Raw genomic sequence first — 15666 nt, 5'->3', positions numbered from 1 at the left:
CTAATTATTTACAGCTTGAACTGCCCCACAAGACTCTGCAAATCTGATGAGAGCTTTGCCAAATTAGAAGCTGACTGCGCTATATGTTCTGAACTCGCGGAAGTATCCTCGGTAACACTGGCTATCATCCCGATGTCACCGCTTATCTGCTCAGACACCGTTGACATTTCTTCTGTTGAAGAGGCAATTTGCTGAACAATGGACTGAAGATCTTCTACGCTGTTTACAATAATGTGCAGGGCATCACCTGCCTTGGAAGCAAATTCAACTCCTATCTCAACCCTTTTTGTGCCTTCATTCATATTATCAATTGCTTCTTCAACTTCCTGCTGGATCGAACCGATCATTGCGCCTATCTCGGACGTTGCAGTCGTTGTTCTTTCCGCAAGTTTTCTTACCTCATCTGCAACGACGGCAAAACCTCTGCCCTGCTCACCAGCCCTCGCCGCTTCAATGGCCGCGTTCAAAGCCAGCAGGTTTGTCTGGTCCGATATGTCCTTAATTACTTTGACTATGTTTCCTATTTGCCGTGAGCGTTCACCAAGCGACGACATAAGCTGGGCTGACTTGTTAACTGTGGTTGCAATAGCCTTGACCTCATCAACTGATTTGCTGACGATTTCTTTACCCTGTTTTGCGACCTTGGCTGTTTCAATTGCCGAAGCGGCCATGGTCGAAGAGTTGGCTGCGACGTTCACAATCGTTTGTGACATCTTTTCCGAAGCTGAAGCTATCTGCGACGCCTTCCCGGATTGGTCTGCGACACCCTGAGACATCTGTTCTGAACTGGCGCTCAGTTCCTGTCCGGCAGATGCGACATTGTCTGCTGTTGATTTTGTTTCAGAAAGCACTGACTTGAGTCTTTCTCCCATGGTCCTTATCGCTGATACCAGCTTGCCTATCTCATCATTGGAATAAAGATCAATCTTCTGGGTCAGATCACCTTCTGCAATTTTTTCGGTCACGATAATTGTTTTCTCAATTGGCGCAGTGACGAGATTTGAAATTGCTATGCTTACAAGCAAAGATACCCCTATTGCGAGAGCAACCATAATAATAAATATTATTAAAGCGGAGTGAAAACTCTTTAAGGAAAAGTCATATCTGTCCTGGCTCAGTTTATTCTGAAGCTCCAGGAGCTCATGGAGGTTTTTATAAAGTATCTGAAATTTATTGTCTGCAGTATTCATGTACATTGTTGCCATGTTCAGATCTGAACCGGAAAGATCAATTGCCGAATACGCGGCTTTTTTGTATTCAGCAAGACTATTGGATACAGACTGTAAAAGGTCCGCTTCTTCCTTGATATTATCTTTCTTTTTAAGCGCAGTTGCTATCGCTTCCACTGAACGGTCCAATGCGGAGAGCTGTTCCTTCCCGAGTTGCTCAATTTTTTTCGCATCATAATTTGCGTTGGCCCAACTTATTGCTTTGTAAACATTAGCGTGAACTGAGGCAAGGTCTTTGCCGACAGTGGCCGTAGTTTGATAATTCTTGAAATTGTGATTGAAAATATCTTCAGTGGCGGATTTCTGTATGATGAGACTGACGTATGATACCCCGCCAAGAATAAACATGAAGATTATCACCACCAGCGGGGCCACCAATAATTTCTTTGATAATTTTAAATTATTTAAAAATCGCTTCATTGTTACTTCTCCTGATGAAAAAGACCAGCCGGCTAAACGGTCGTTGTCCGCTTAGCCGGCCTGCGCCTTACTTATTATAAACGCCGCAGCCTATGATCATGTCGTCAAGCTTTTCGATATAAGCCGTTTTCGGCTCAATCTTTTTGGTTGTCGGATTTGTAAACTTATAGTCCTGCCAGCCCTTGCCCTTTGTCTTTGCAATTTCCACTCTTTCTTTTACATAGAATTTCCCGTCTGGGTCTTGCATCTCTATCAAGTCTTTACCGATCATTTTCGCGTTTGCGCCGTGCGCAAGGACCTTACCGTTCAGGTCGTATACAAAAATATAAAGGTCTCTGTCCACAAATTTTCCCTGCTTATTATTGATTTCTGCGAAGGCCTTTTCTTTGCCGGCCTCTTTTATATAGGCAATCGCTTTTTTCACCATTGCCTCTGCCTCGGCTTTTGTGCCGCTGTCACCTGCGAAGGTTACGCTGACCATGCTCAGTGTAAAAAGAGTAACGAAGATACTAACTAAAACTTTTTTCATTTTTTCTCCTCTATCATTGATTAATTCAACTCCACATCAGGGAGTTGCTGATTTTGTAATTTAAATAATTTAAAGAGATGTCACCTCCTTCAGATTTCTACCTATCAATAAGATGTTGACTCGAAGTGCCAGTATGGTTAGTATCGACACATAGCTAAGAAAGCTTTAGCTTTGACTTACTAAGAGCCTTGGATAGTTTGTGCACGAATATGGCTTTGGAGATGCTCCGCGAAACGTCAAAAATTATTCAGGGCGTTCAGAAAATGGCGCGTCTTAACGTCACTTTTTTTCCGCCTCTGATAGCCGTTAAAAGAATAATCATTATTTAATTTCGACCGGTATACCTCCAAAAGTATTCCCCTGTTTTTAAACATATTTTCTGAACCGGGTTATTTTTTGTCCAGGATTATCCGAATAGTAAGACAGAGTGAGACACTTGCAATAATGTCCCCTTATTTTCAGGGCACGGATATTGCATGATAACTTTCCAGAAGAGAGGTTGATGCAGTGCTAAATGAAAGGAGGAAAGAAAGTGGAGATCAACAATAAGTTTCAAAAGTGCTCAATATGCAAAAAGGAGTACACGTCAACGCACGCAGAAGCAATGCCGGGCGTCGTTCTTTATGTTTGTGATAAGTGCCTTGAAACGGCAAAGAATAACTTCATCTGGATATGCATGAATTGCGGAGAAGTCTATCTCAGGCCGAAAAGACTGGTGCTTGAAAGGCTTAAAGACGTTGAATTGCAAAAGGCGTATTTGCTGTGTGAAGACATGCAGATAATCCAGGGAATTGATATGTGCATATCGTGCGATCCCGAAGGCATATTCAATTATATGAATGATCAAAAGATGGCAATGGAGTGTTGAGTTTTTGTTTTGCAATTATTGTCAGCAATGACATGATTTGGCATTTTCAAGACATAGTTTGAGAATCAAAATCGGGCTGCTAAATGAGGTCCCGGAATCGGTAATATTCTCCGTGCCCTGGGAAAATACACACTGCCCTCGAAAAACGCTTCAGTTCCCTGTTCAGAGACTCTATCAATTGCTTTAACGCGGCAGTTTCCTCTTTATAAATATTTGAATTGCTGTTGGGGTTTGTCAGCAAATACCTGTAAATGCTCATGTGTTCTTTTTCCTCCGGCGAAAGACTCTGTATATTAAGCAGGAAATCCGAGGTGAATATAAGCCCGTATTCCCTGTTAAGGTAAAAGACCAGTCCAGCGGTATGGCCCCCATGGCTTTCCAGCACGTCAAACCTGAGGTCCCCTATCTCAAAGGTATCAATTATTTTAAATCCGCCTATTCTTCCGAGCTTGTCTGTAGCCAGATGATGTACCCTCATGGGGAATTTGCACGCAGTGAATTTGACGGAAAGGCGTGTGTAGTATTTATTCAGGTCCAAAAGCCCACCTGAGATGCCATGCGCCCTGTTCATATTTGAAATCACGTCATCACTGCCGGGATGCATGAAAATCCTGGCGCCGAACTCATCTTCAAAATATCCTGAGGCCCCGGCGTGATCGGTATCTGGATGCGTGACAAATATCCTTTTGACTTTTGCGGGGTCGAGGGACTTATTCTTCAGCAGCCGCTTTATATCTTCATAGTAAATTCCGTGGCCGGAGTCTATCATTGTCAGCTCATCTCCGTGCCTGAATACATAGAGATTCTCACTTGTAGGCAGCCTGAAACCTGACAGCGTCACATCACCGAATTTCAGTACAGGCATCTCAATGACTGAAAATTTATCGCCTGTCCTGCTTCGTGAACGTGAGGCGAACGTGAGGACTTTCTCAAACACATCACCCGCCTCAAGGTTGTTCCCCGCCTCTTTATAAAATTGCAGCAGGTCCTGGGAAAGGTCTTTTGATGATTCAACGAGGGATTTAAGCTCCTCGATGTCGCTTTGTGGCAGGAGCTTTTTCAGCCTTATAAAGAATTTCTCCACCAGCTTAAGGCCGATGATATGCGACACTTCCTGCTCGTCGGTCCCGCGGTAAACCACCCTGTAATAATATCCCTTCTCATTTATTGCATTAAGCAGACGGTCGATCTCTTCAGGGTCTTTTGTTACCATTGAAATGTCCGCCGATCCGGGATCAATATCTTCATCGTAAAGCATGAAGATGACATTTGCGTCATGTTCCGCAAGAGCGCTGGCGAACGCAGCCAATGTGCCGGGGATGTTTCCCAGCCTGACCTTTATTTCAAGGATATTTTCGAGAGCGGTGATCTGCAGGTCGTCCTGGAAAAATTGAGAGCTGTCAAAAGAGTAATGATTTTCTTTCAGTGAATTTAAGAGCGATTGAAGACTGTCGTCCTGCTCAAATCGCACTTCAACCACAACCCTGTTGCTGTCTTTGGAGCGGTCATAATGAAAAAAGGAAATATTCCCGCCGCGGTCCGCGATAACTGAGGCGAAGGCTGCAAGTGATCCGGGACGGTCAGGCAGGTGGATACGGAATTTTGCAAGAAGTTCTTCTGAAGCCCCTGGAGAGTTTCCGATCTTCCTGTATACTCTTACGGGTAAATTATTGATTTCAGATCCGCCGTCCATAAATTTAACTTAAAATGCCATGAATAATATGATATACCTATAAGCAAGGCATGTGTATAATATAACGTTAAAATAGAGAGAGGTAAATAACAGGGTGAAAAAGTTTTTATTTCTGTTTGCGTTTTGCATATTACTGCTCCTTGATAATGCTTACGCGCATGAAGCCGGAAAGACCGGGCAGGAAATTAATGTCAATGAGCAACTCGGAGCGCAAGTGCCTCTTGATATCCCATTCTATAATGAAGCAGGCGGGACCGTCACCTTTAAGGAGTTAATTAACAAGCCGACGGTCATAGTCCCTGTCTATCTTAGCTGCAACAATACCTGTCCCATCCTGCTAATGGGACTTGCAGATGTAATAGAAAAATCAAAGCTGCAGCCGGGAAAGGACTACCAGGTCCTTGCGGTCAGCTTTGATGAAAATGATACCCCCAAGATCGCGTCTGAAAAGAAACCCGGATACCTGAAAGCTACAAACATCCCGTTTCCCGACGACGCGTGGAGATTTCTGACAGGCAGCGCTGAAAGTATACAAAGATTTACACAGGCGGTGGGATTTCAGTTCAAGAGAGAAGAGATGGGCTTTTCACATCCCGTGGTCTTGATATTCCTGTCGCCGGAAGGCAGGATCGTTAGGTATCTCTACGGGGTGACGTTTTTCCCTCTTGAGTTTGAATTGGCTGTTACAGAGGCGGCTCAGGGCATTCCTGTTTCCATAGCGAGGAAGGCGTTGATGTATTGCATGAGTTACGATACCCAGGGGAGGAAGTACGTTTTCAATACGCTCAGGGTGGTTGCGACCTTGATGATCCTTACTTTAGTTTCTTTCTTTATCTATCTCGTTGTAACGGGCAGAAAATACAGGAAGGAAACAAAGTTATGACAACTGAAAGCAGTGAGAAGAGTTTTTACGAAACGCCAGGAAGGCATACAGGAATATTATCGTGGATACTTTCCACAGATCATAAAAGAATCGGTATCCTCTATTTGACGTCAATGTTCAGCTTCTTCTTTGTCGCCGTAATATTAGGTGTGCTCATGAGACTTGAACTTATCGCGCCCGGCAGGACCATAATGTCCGCCACTACTTACAATGCCGCCTTCACGGTCCACGGCGTTATCATGATCTTTCTTTTCATCATTCCCGGCATCCCCGCCGGACTGGGAAATTTCATAATGCCCCTTCAAATAGGCGCGAGGGACGTTGCCTTTCCGAGAATTAATCTAATGTCATGGTGGTTTTATATTTCAGGAGCAATTGTAATTATTGTGTCTCTTTTTACCGGTGGCGGAGCGCCTGATACCGGCTGGACCTTCTACGTTCCTTACAGCATCAGGACCGGGACGAATGTGACGCTTGCTGTCTTCGGGGTCTTCTTGCTTGGCATTTCATCAACCCTGACCGGGATAAACTTTGTAACGACGATTCACCGTTTGCGCGCCCCGGGCATGAAGTGGTTCAGGCTGCCGCTTTTCGTCTGGTCGCTTTACGCGACAGGATGGGTCCAGATACTTGCAACGCCTGTGCTCGCGCTGACACTTTTACTCCTGATAGCGGAAAGGCTTTACGGCTTAGGTTTCTTTGATCCCTCAAAAGGCGGAGACCCGTTGATGTTTGAGCACTTGTTCTGGATATATTCACATCCGGCTGTCTACATAATGATCCTTCCAGCAATGGGCGCGGTGACGGAGATAATCCCTGTTTTTGCGAGAAGGACGATATTCGGTTATAAGGCCATCGCCTTCTCAAGCCTCGCGATTGCTTCCGCCGGTTATCTTGTGTGGGGACATCATATGTTCACAAGCGGGATGAGCGATACGGCAAGGATGGTTTTTTCTTTCCTGACTTTCATCGTTGCCATACCGAGCGGCATCAAGGTGTTTAACTGGGTGGCAAGCCTTTACAAGGGTTCAATAGAGCTGGTCTCTCCGCTTCTGTTTACCATTTCTTTTATATTCCTTTTCTCAATCGGCGGACTCACCGGGCTCATCAACGGCGCTCTGGCGACAAATGTTTTTGTTCACGGCACATATTTTATCGTGGCCCATTTCCACTATACGATGTTCGGAGGGACTGCGTTCGCCTTCTTTGCCGCGCTTCATTTCTGGTTTCCAAAGATCACCGGCAGGATGTACAGGGAGGCCCTCGCGATAAAAGCATGGATCATCCTGTTCATCGGTTTCAATGTTCTTTACTTCCCCATGTTCATCCTTGGTTTTGAAGGTATGCCCAGGAGATACTATGATTATCTGCCCCGGTTCCAGACAGAGCAGTTTATATCAACGGTCGGCTCATGGATACTCGCAACCGGGTTAGCGATAATGTTTTACAACCTCATCAGTTCAATTTTCACGGGAGAAAAAGCCCCGGGAAATCCCTGGGGCGGGAGCACGCTTGAATGGACAACTTCATCTCCCCCGCCTCATGAAAACTTTGAAGAGCAGCCTGTAGTGACCGGCGGGCCGTACAGGTTCGGGAAGGGCAAATGAACAAAGAAAACCTCATCGAAGAAAAGCACGACTACCAGGGCGCGAAGATGGGGATGTGGATGTTCCTTTTTACCGAGCTTCTTCTCTTCACGGGACTGTTCCTGTTGTATTCGACATTCCGTTCAAAGTTTTCACAGGAGTTTCACACGGCCTCTGCTGAATTGAACAGGACCATCGGGACAGTGAATACAGTCATTCTCCTGACAAGCAGCCTGACAATGGCGCTCTCGATCAACGCGATAAAGGAAGGTAAAAAATATCTGTCAATTATGTTTCAGCGTCTCACGATATTTCTGGCGCTCTTTTTTCTCATCAATAAATATTTTGAATGGAGTGCGAAGATCCACCACGGCATCTACCCGAACTCCCCTGAACTTCTGCAGCGCGGCAAGGGCGAGACAATATTTTTCGGGCTCTACTATCTTTTAACGGGCATTCACGGCCTTCATGTTATCGCGGGCATTGTTCTCATAACGATCATGATGGCCTTAACAAAGAAAGACAGGATAAACAAAGAGACATTCATCAAGCTTGAGAACACCGGGCTTTACTGGCACCTGGTTGATATAATCTGGGTATATCTTTTCCCGGTATTTTATTTGATAAGCTGAGTGACGGATAAATTTTAATTACAAAATCTCCCCTAACACCCCTCTTTTTCAAAGGGGGAGACAGGGAGATTTTATAAGATCATGAAAGAAAGAAATAATCATATCATCGGTTTCAAAACCTACGTAATAGTCTGGCTTTGTCTATTGATATTAACCGTGCTGACTGTCGCGGTCTCAGGCATGAAATTGGGAATGTCAGGGTCGCTCACGTCCGTCATCATTGCTACACTCAAGGCATCCCTGATCCTCTTATTTTTTATGCACCTGAAATATGAAAGGTTCCTTATTACCGCGATGCTCCTGTTGACGGTCATGACTATTGCCGTTATCATCGGACTGACTTTCTTTGATGTATGGTACAGGTATTAAATTATGTTCACAACGTTTCTTGACAGATCGGCCAACGTAGACAATGTGATGTTCTTCATAGTCGGGGTATCGGTATTCATGCTTGTGCTTGTCACGTCCCTGATGATATTCTTCCTCGTCAAATACAGCAGGAAGAAGAATCCCATTGCTGAAAACATCGAGGGCAACCTGAAGCTCGAGATCATCTGGACGGTCATTCCAACGATACTTGTGCTGGCCATGTTCTATTACGGGTGGGTCGGCTTCAAGATAATGAGAAACCCTCCCAAAGATGCCCTGCCCGTGAAGGTGACAGCGCGCATGTGGTCCTGGTCCTTCACATATGAAAACGGGCAGAAGAGCGAAGAACTGAACGTGCCGCTGAACAAGCCTGTCAAACTGATCATCATTTCCGAGGATGTGATACACTCCCTCTTTATCCCGGCCTTCCGCATAAAAGAAGACGCGGTGCCGGGGATGGAGACATACCTCTGGTTCAACCCCGACAAGATCGGCACATACGACCTTTTCTGCAGCGAGTACTGCGGTGTGGGTCATCATTCCATGATATCTAAAGTTAACGTAATGTCTCAGGAGGATTTTTCCAAATGGTACGCGAAAAAGGAAGAGGCCGCTGCTCCCAAAGTCCAGGACGCTCTGGCGATCATGAAAAAGAACAGCTGCCTTGATTGTCATACCACGGGCGGGACAGTTGAGATCGGGCCGAGCTTTAAAGGGATATTCGGCAAGACAGAAGAAGTTATTACAAACGGCAAGGAACGCGAAGTTGTCGTGGATGAAGCGTATCTGAAAAAATCTTTACTTGAACCTGACGCGGATGTTGTGAAAGGATTTGACGCGATAATGCCTTCACAGAAAGGCGTGCTCACGGATGATGAGATTACCGTGATCATAGAATATATTAAGGAATTAAAATGAATCTACAGAGCATTTTGTGCACGAATGTCACCCTGAACTTGATTCAGGGGTCTCGTTATTTGTTGCTGAAACAAGTTCAGCATGACAGCCCGGAGATATTTTAAAATGAATAAATCGATTAGAACATCCCTCGAACTCTGCAAGATAACGCTGTCCTTTTTCTCCGCCCTCTCTGCCGCCACCGGTTTCATACTCGCAGGCACGAACTCTACATTTCAAATTATATTTACGGTAGCAGGCGTATTCTTTCTTGCCTGCGGTTCCTGCGCCCTCAATCAATACCAGGAGAGACGCACTGACGCGCTCATGGACAGGACAAAGAACAGGCCGATACCTTCAGGCAGGATGAAGCCGCTTCACGCATTATTTTTTTCGCTGATACTTTTGCTCGCCGGATTTTTGATACTTGGTTTTACAGGCAGTCTTCCTGCTTTTCTATTAGGCGGCTGCGCAGTTGTATTGTACAACGGAGTTTATACATACCTGAAAAGAAAGACGGCCTTTGCATCGGTCCCGTGCGCTGTGATTGGTGCGATACCGCCCGCGATAGGGTGGTTTGCGGCTAGCGGGAAGTTCCCCGACCATCACATATTAGCCGTATGCTTTTTATTCTACATCTGGCAGATCACCCATTTCTGGCTTTTATTTTTATCTCACGGCAGCGATTATGAAAAGGCGGGCTTGCCGTCATTGACAAAGTTATTTGCGGGAAGACAGCTTGAGAGGATCGTCTTCATCTGGCTTTTTGCAACGGCAGTGGCCACCTTGTTAACGTCTCTTTATGGATTGTTCACATCGCGCGCTGTTAATCTTTTGCTCTTCGCCGTCACCATTTGGCTCATATGGAATGGAGTAAAACTGGTGAGCAGGAAAAACGAGAACACATTTGTTTACCGTTCCGCATTCAATAAGATGAATACGTACATTTTATTTGTCATGTCTCTATTGAGTGTTGACAGGGTTATTTGACGATTTTTAAGAATACTGGATTTTCGATTAAGACCCCGGAATAACGAACCGGTCTACCAGACGTCAGTGTTGCTATCAAACATCAGGAAAGTTATAATTTCATAAATTCTCTCTGAAGGTGAAGACAAATGAACAAAATCAAGATCGTGGCATTAATACTGATCGTTGCCGGCACTCTGGGGCTGGCCTATGGCCAGTTCACCTACACCAAAGAGACCCACGACACAAAATTTGGCCCGATTGAGTTTCAGTATAAGGAGAAAGAAACTGTAACCGTCCCGACCTGGGCTGGCGTTGGAGCTATCGCGGTCGGCGTCATCCTTCTCCTTATAGACCCAAAAAAATAAAAACCGTTTCTTTCCGTACTTCAGAGGCTGGCAAATATATCTTGCTTTCCCACATGCCCGCGCCTACATTTTGTGACGTGCGTCACTGGTTTTTTATGACTCCGATAATATAATCAAGGTAACTACCTTCAAAGATGAAGATAGAAGGAGGATGTTAGGTTGATGAGATTACTTGAAAAACTTTTCAGTAAAAGTAGGGACAAAGATAAAGAGGCGAATTACTCAGGCATTGAAGGCTGGCTTTTTTTGCCAGCGGTCAGTATGGTTGCTACGCCCGTGCTTCTGGCCAGTTTGATATTAATGAATATTAAGCTGATGAACAACCAGTTATTGAAAGAGACCTTTACACAGTTCCCCGGATTAAGGGCGGCGCTTATCTCTCAGACCCTGATAGTTGCAATGCACCTGGTCCTGGTTGTATATGTCTCTTTTTTGTTTTTCAGGAAAAAGCAGGCGCTGCCGAAAATGATAATCGCATGTCTTACTGTTCATATGCTGATAATAGTCGCGAATGTGTCATGGATCTCATTGTTCTTCAAAGAACTCTCCATGCCGGAAAACATCGGGGTTATCAGCACTATTTTCATAACGGCCGTGGGGATCCCTTATTTCGTAAAGTCCAAACGCGTCAAGGCGACGTTTGTTAATCCGTAGGGGTACAGCGCGCCGTGCCCCTACTTCAAAACTTCCCACACGTCCACGTCTCCGCCTTTTTTACATCTTATCTTTCCTGCGGCGGCTTTGAAGATTATATCCGCGACTGCTTCCGGCGGCCTTCCTTCATTTCCGGTCAGCGTAGTTGCGGTCAGGTCGGGATTGACACAGCAGATCTTGAGGTCCGGGAGTTCCTCAGCGAGAGACTGTGTAAATCCCCGGACGCCGTACTTTGACGCGCAATAGACAGCCATGTCTCCGTAGGCGTTTTTGCTGAGGAAACTTCCGACATTGATGATGGTTTCTCTGACGTGAGGGAGCATGGCGCGGGTGATTTTTATAAGGCCTTCGAGGTTTGTGCGGAGCTGCTGCTCGATCTCAGCAACCGTGTTGTCTTTCAGCGGTTTGACAACGCCTGTTCCTGCGTTGTTGATCATGATGTCAACACTGCCGAATTTCTTCAGCGCCTGCTTTACAGCAGAGACTATGCTTTTGTTGTCCGTTAAATCAAGCTTAAGCAAAAGCGCGTCTTTTGCGCCCGATTCAAGACATCGTTTAAGGGTTTCTTCCCCGCCCTTTTTCTTCTTGTTGTACGTCAGAATGAGGTTTGCCCCTGCTGGTGCGAATTTGTAAGCGGTTTCCCTCCCGATGCCTGAGCTTGCGCCTGTGATGAAGACGATCTTGTTTTTCATGGATGTCATCCCCCTTTTATTAAGGGCGACCCGCCGGATCGCCCCTACAGTTTATTTCTTTCTCTCAAACATGATACCGGCCAATACAACAAATACAGTTGAAGAGATTATCAATACGCTTAAGTCAATCCACAGCGGGAAATCGAATATCATGGTGTCCCGGAATATCGCGTGTTTCAGCGCGTCTATTCCAAACGTCAGCGGATTCAATTTTGATATCAGCTTTAATATCTCAGGAAGATTTTTCACGGGGTACATTGCGCCCGACAGGAAGAACATCGGCATTACAATAAAATTCATGATAGAGCTGAAACTTTCCATGTTCTCAAAAAATGTCGCGATGATAATGCCAAGAGCTGATATGCAAAATGCAAGCAGAAAAGAGATGGCAATGGCGTAGGGGATGGAGAGCAAGCTCAGCTTGATGCCTAAAAAAGGGAAGAGCATCAGAATTATCGTCGCCTGAATGACGGAGATAATGGTCCCGCTCAATGCCTTTCCAATAACTATCGAGAGCCTCGATACCGGCGCAACGAGGATCTCTTTCATCAGCCCGAACTCCTTGTCCCAAATGATCGAGATGGAGGAGAAGATGGAGCTGAACAGGACCGTCATGCCGAGTATGCCGGGGAAGATGAACTGCATGTATGAAACGCCCATGCCCGGAGTGACAAGGCGCGACATGCCTCCGCCGACAAGGAAAAGCCAGATGAGGGGACGCATGAGGGTGGAGATGAGGCGGCTTTTCTCCCTCACGAACTTTTTGAAGTCCCTCGCGACTAAAACATAGACGGCGTTAGCTTCTACCAGAGTAAGTCACCCCTTCCAATCTGAATTGAACTTATGTTTTAAATTATAGCAGATTATGAATTCAAGGACTTTGACGGCAGATTTGTATTGAACCTGGACAGCATGGTATGTTATCTTGTCAATGAGGGGCCAAGCGGAAGATGTTCAGTTTTCAGGTTAAAAGGAGGGAGAATAAAGTGAAGATTGAAATTCCTGATGAAATTATTAAAAAGACGACCAAGTGCAATAAAGACTTCAGGTGTCTCTCAGGAGAAAAGGAACATCTTTGCAGGATCATTTGCCACATGAGCGGCGATGTATATTTTGTGAAATGCGAGGGAAATAAAGATTGTCCTTACCTGGAGCTTCATAAGAAAACCGAACTATGCAATTGTCCTTTAAGAAACGAAATTTACCACCGGTATAAAATATAAGCATGTCGAATATTCAGCACACAAAAACATATCAGTACATAAATGACTTCATGTATTTTATTTTAAAACCTGACAAGAGCGGGAATGGCGCATTGATCTACTGCTCTGGTGTTAACCTCACGCGTTTTCTCCCCATCACAAAGGGGCGGCACCGCCCGATGTCGAATCCGGCAATGAGGGGCCTGCAGCTTGTTAATATCGGGGTAAGGGATCTGGCGCTGTCATCAGGGGCAACTCCAAAGGCTGTGCCGGGAATTAATTGCACGGAAATTGTTCCCGTCAAGGATGGCTGGTTTACAGAGCGGCTGCTTATCGAAAACGCCCCTGATTCACTTCCTGATGCGATGATAAATTACTGCGTTATAAACCTTCTGAAAAAAATATTCAACGCCATTTATGTGCTTCAGGTTGAACTGCCAGACAAACTGCTCGTGCCGGATGAACTGCAAGATTATATTGACGGGTTATGCAGAAAGTTCGGCAGTTGATTTGATTGCCGGTCTTATTTCGAGGCTGGGTTGGCAATTGAGCTGAAAAATTTATCGAGCGAGCGGGTCGAGTCCTCATCAATATTAACGAATTTAAGCCCTGTCTCATAATGATGCGGACAGGCAGGGTCTTTTGAAGATGACCATACGACCGCGCCTGTCAGATATATTTCATTTTTTATTGATGGGAAAATTCTAACCCCATGAATGCTGTCAGCAGGCAGGGGGCGGGAAATGCCAAGGCGTGCTCCGCCGAGGCTTATGTCTTTAAGCTCGACCATCTCGGAGTCATTTATCTCCACGAGACATGTCCTGTCAATGCTGAAGCGTTTGTGCATGCGCCTGTCAGTTTCTTTGAATGCCGCAATGTTTGACTGTTCTTCCATTTCATTTCGTTCCGTGAAGGTTTCAGGTATGACGGCTTCATCCTTTTCGCTCAACAGTGATTGGTTCTTATGAACTGTTTTTTTGACAGCAGTACGCTCGACGTTTTTTATATTTTCCAGACGCCACTCAAGGATGGTCCCTTTCAGAAACATGCTGAAGTGGTCCAGTCCTACCGGCACTGTCTTACAGGACAGGTTGAGGAACTCGGAAAATTGCTGAAGTTTTTTTGAAATGTTTTTCTCCGTTCCTGTATCAAGCAGAACTAATTTTGAAAAAGATCTCTTGAAGAATTTCCCGGCTGTTTTCTTGTCTAACCCCATCTCTTTTATACACTGACGCCACAGGGACAGAAAACCCGGGGTCAGGATGTAAGCCTTTTCCTTCAAATACGCGTCAATGATATTTTTATTTGCGAACATGTAGAAACACTGATCAGTCAGGTGAGAACGAAAATCCGCGCGGTCCTTTCCTGGAAGTTCAAAACGGTCCGCGCAGTGACTCCCTAAGAAGACAGTCCGTCCGCACCTGCTTTTGCGCGGAGGCAGAAAACCGGACAACTCCTGTTTTTCGTCCCCGGCGCTGTAACAGGCAGGAGGAAAGGTAAATAACTTTACGTCCTTAAAACCTCCGGCTTCGATTACAGAGGCAGCTTCGTTTTTATAATTGTCGCATATTAATAAACAGAGATTGTCTTTCGCCATAGCAAAAATCTTACAACAAAAAAGCGGTTATTGTATAGAGGCAGGAGAAAAATCAAAAAGGGGCTACTTGCTGAATCTCCTCCTGTAGGCACGCACAGTTTCCCTTACCGTGTCATCCGAAGACACATCCTGCTCCCTGATCTGTTTGCCTGTCATCTTGAGAAAGACGTCGTTGAGGGTAGGGCGCTGGAGCCTTACCGAGAGGACCTGTTCACCTACGGCCTTTATGATCTCCGGTATGCACGTGTCGCCTTTCAGGGTTGTCAGAAACAATTCGCCATTCTCCTCGGAGACTTCCAGATTGAACAGCTTTTCTATTTCGACTCTCGCCTTTTTATTATCGGAGGTCTTGATATAGATAACATCTCCGCCGACGGTCTTTTTCAACTCATCAGGGGTCCCGATCGAGATTATCTTCCCTTTGTCGATTATGGCGATCTTGTTGCAGACCTCAGCCTCTTCCATGTAGTGCGTTGTCATAAAGATGGTCACGTTGTGTTTTTCAGGAAGCTTGACTATGAAATCCCACAGGTTGGCCCTTGACTGAGGATCAAGCCCGAGAGTCGGTTCATCAAGAAAAAGGACACGGGGCCTGTGGACCAGCCCGCGCGCAACCTCAAGCTTGCGTTTCATGCCGCCGGAGAATTTTTTAACGAGGTCGGTTTTCCTCTCATAAAGACCGACAAAATGCAGGGCGTCTTCGACGCGCGTTTTGATTTCACTCTTCTTCACATCATACAGGTATGCATGGAACATCAGGTTTTCATATGCCGTTAAATCCTTGTCGAGGGTTGTGTCCTGAAAGACGATCCCGATGGCCTTCCTGACCTCAGACGGTTCTTTCAGGCAATCATGTCCGGCAATAGACGCCTTCCCCGAGGTCGGCGCAAGCAGCGTGCAGAGGATGTTAATGGTGGTTGTCTTTCCCGCGCCGTTAGGGCCCAGGAACCCGAAGATCGTGCCTTCTTCAACCTCAAAAGAGATATTATCGACAGCGCTCAAGTCTCCAAAGCTTTTGGAAAGGCTTTCAACTTTAATGATCGACATGAAAAGAGTTTAGCAGAAATTACATTTTGAG

The 15666-nt window shown here is 45.6% G+C and carries 18 protein-coding genes; 11 read left to right on the top strand and 7 right to left on the bottom strand.

All coding sequences use genetic code 11. The features are described from left to right. Positions 1 to 8 precede the first annotated feature (8 nt). Together HZB61_12220 and HZB61_12215 are read right to left on the bottom strand one after the other, a co-directional pair. Complete coding sequence (locus HZB61_12220; GenBank protein ID MBI5057370.1) at positions 9 to 1649, bottom strand: MCP four helix bundle domain-containing protein; 1641 nt, start codon at positions 1647 to 1649, stop codon at positions 9 to 11. Between the two features lie 67 nt (positions 1650 to 1716). Then, positions 1717 to 2178 carry a cache domain-containing protein gene (locus HZB61_12215; GenBank protein MBI5057369.1) on the bottom strand — a complete coding sequence of 154 codons (462 nt, stop codon included), beginning with the start codon at positions 2176 to 2178 and terminating at the stop codon, positions 1717 to 1719. A 514-nt stretch (positions 2179 to 2692) separates the two neighbouring features. On the opposite strand from HZB61_12215, the gene HZB61_12210 reads away from it, so the two are divergent. Continuing rightward, positions 2693 to 3046, top strand: a complete 354-nt coding sequence (locus HZB61_12210; GenBank protein MBI5057368.1) for a hypothetical protein — start codon at positions 2693 to 2695, stop codon at positions 3044 to 3046. A gap of 79 nt (positions 3047 to 3125) precedes the next feature. Here the strand turns inward: HZB61_12210 and HZB61_12205 are convergent, their stop codons facing one another. Then, positions 3126 to 4739: an MBL fold metallo-hydrolase gene (locus tag HZB61_12205; protein ID MBI5057367.1), complete on the bottom strand. Its 1614-nt coding sequence runs from the start codon at positions 4737 to 4739 to the stop codon at positions 3126 to 3128. A gap of 94 nt (positions 4740 to 4833) precedes the next feature. Here HZB61_12205 and HZB61_12200 point away from each other — a divergent pair, with 94 nt between their 5' ends. From HZB61_12200 to HZB61_12165, 8 genes are all read left to right on the top strand, one after another. After that, positions 4834 to 5622 carry an SCO family protein gene (locus HZB61_12200; GenBank protein MBI5057366.1) on the top strand — a complete coding sequence of 263 codons (789 nt, stop codon included), beginning with the start codon at positions 4834 to 4836 and terminating at the stop codon, positions 5620 to 5622. Then, a complete protein-coding gene (gene ctaD / locus HZB61_12195; protein ID MBI5057365.1) occupies positions 5619 to 7229 on the top strand; it encodes a cytochrome c oxidase subunit I in 1611 nt (536 codons plus the stop codon). Before HZB61_12200 ends, ctaD begins: the two co-directional genes overlap by 4 nt. Then, the gene (locus tag HZB61_12190; protein ID MBI5057364.1) at positions 7226 to 7840 is read left to right on the top strand and encodes a cytochrome c oxidase subunit 3; all 615 of its coding nucleotides are present in this window, start codon (positions 7226 to 7228) and stop codon (positions 7838 to 7840) included. Before ctaD ends, HZB61_12190 begins: the two co-directional genes overlap by 4 nt. An 81-nt stretch (positions 7841 to 7921) precedes the next feature. Further along, complete coding sequence (locus tag HZB61_12185; GenBank protein MBI5057363.1) at positions 7922 to 8209, top strand: cytochrome C oxidase subunit IV family protein; 288 nt, start codon at positions 7922 to 7924, stop codon at positions 8207 to 8209. Positions 8210 to 8212: 3 nt separating this feature from the next. Beyond that, the gene (gene coxB, locus HZB61_12180; protein ID MBI5057362.1) at positions 8213 to 9127 is read left to right on the top strand and encodes a cytochrome c oxidase subunit II; all 915 of its coding nucleotides are present in this window, start codon (positions 8213 to 8215) and stop codon (positions 9125 to 9127) included. A gap of 105 nt (positions 9128 to 9232) precedes the next feature. Continuing rightward, positions 9233 to 10096, top strand: coding sequence for a protoheme IX farnesyltransferase (locus HZB61_12175; protein ID MBI5057361.1), 864 nt, complete (start codon positions 9233 to 9235; stop codon positions 10094 to 10096). 128 nt (positions 10097 to 10224) lie between these two features. Beyond that, positions 10225 to 10443, top strand: a complete 219-nt coding sequence (locus HZB61_12170; protein MBI5057360.1) for a hypothetical protein — start codon at positions 10225 to 10227, stop codon at positions 10441 to 10443. A 162-nt stretch (positions 10444 to 10605) separates the two neighbouring features. Next, positions 10606 to 11097, top strand: a complete 492-nt coding sequence (locus HZB61_12165; GenBank protein ID MBI5057359.1) for a DUF2569 domain-containing protein — start codon at positions 10606 to 10608, stop codon at positions 11095 to 11097. Positions 11098 to 11117: 20 nt separating this feature from the next. Here the strand turns inward: HZB61_12165 and HZB61_12160 are convergent, their stop codons facing one another. Both HZB61_12160 and HZB61_12155 read right to left on the bottom strand, forming a co-directional pair. After that, complete coding sequence (locus HZB61_12160; GenBank protein MBI5057358.1) at positions 11118 to 11789, bottom strand: SDR family oxidoreductase; 672 nt, start codon at positions 11787 to 11789, stop codon at positions 11118 to 11120. A 51-nt stretch (positions 11790 to 11840) separates the two neighbouring features. Further along, complete coding sequence (locus HZB61_12155) at positions 11841 to 12545, bottom strand: ABC transporter permease (protein ID MBI5057357.1); 705 nt, start codon at positions 12543 to 12545, stop codon at positions 11841 to 11843. Between the two features lie 230 nt (positions 12546 to 12775). Between HZB61_12155 and HZB61_12150 the strand changes: the two genes are divergently transcribed. Both HZB61_12150 and HZB61_12145 read left to right on the top strand, forming a co-directional pair. Beyond that, positions 12776 to 13012 (top strand): hypothetical protein, encoded by a 237-nt coding sequence (locus HZB61_12150; protein MBI5057356.1) that lies wholly within the window; start codon positions 12776 to 12778, stop codon positions 13010 to 13012. Between the two features lie 2 nt (positions 13013 to 13014). Continuing rightward, positions 13015 to 13500 (top strand): hypothetical protein, encoded by a 486-nt coding sequence (locus tag HZB61_12145; GenBank protein MBI5057355.1) that lies wholly within the window; start codon positions 13015 to 13017, stop codon positions 13498 to 13500. Positions 13501 to 13514: 14 nt separating this feature from the next. Here the strand turns inward: HZB61_12145 and HZB61_12140 are convergent, their stop codons facing one another. Beyond that, entirely contained in the window at positions 13515 to 14588 is a 1074-nt protein-coding gene (locus HZB61_12140) for a PilZ domain-containing protein (GenBank protein MBI5057354.1), read from the bottom strand. A gap of 63 nt (positions 14589 to 14651) precedes the next feature. Then, positions 14652 to 15635 (bottom strand): ATP-binding cassette domain-containing protein, encoded by a 984-nt coding sequence (locus HZB61_12135; GenBank protein MBI5057353.1) that lies wholly within the window; start codon positions 15633 to 15635, stop codon positions 14652 to 14654. Positions 15636 to 15666 lie beyond the last annotated feature (31 nt).

It is taken from the genome of Nitrospirota bacterium (assembly GCA_016214845.1).
In the GTDB taxonomy this organism is placed as follows: Bacteria; Nitrospirota; Thermodesulfovibrionia; order UBA6902; family UBA6902; genus SURF-23.
The sequence above is the reverse complement of the archived record's forward strand: the minus strand, read 5'-3'. Positions and strand labels throughout refer to the sequence as shown.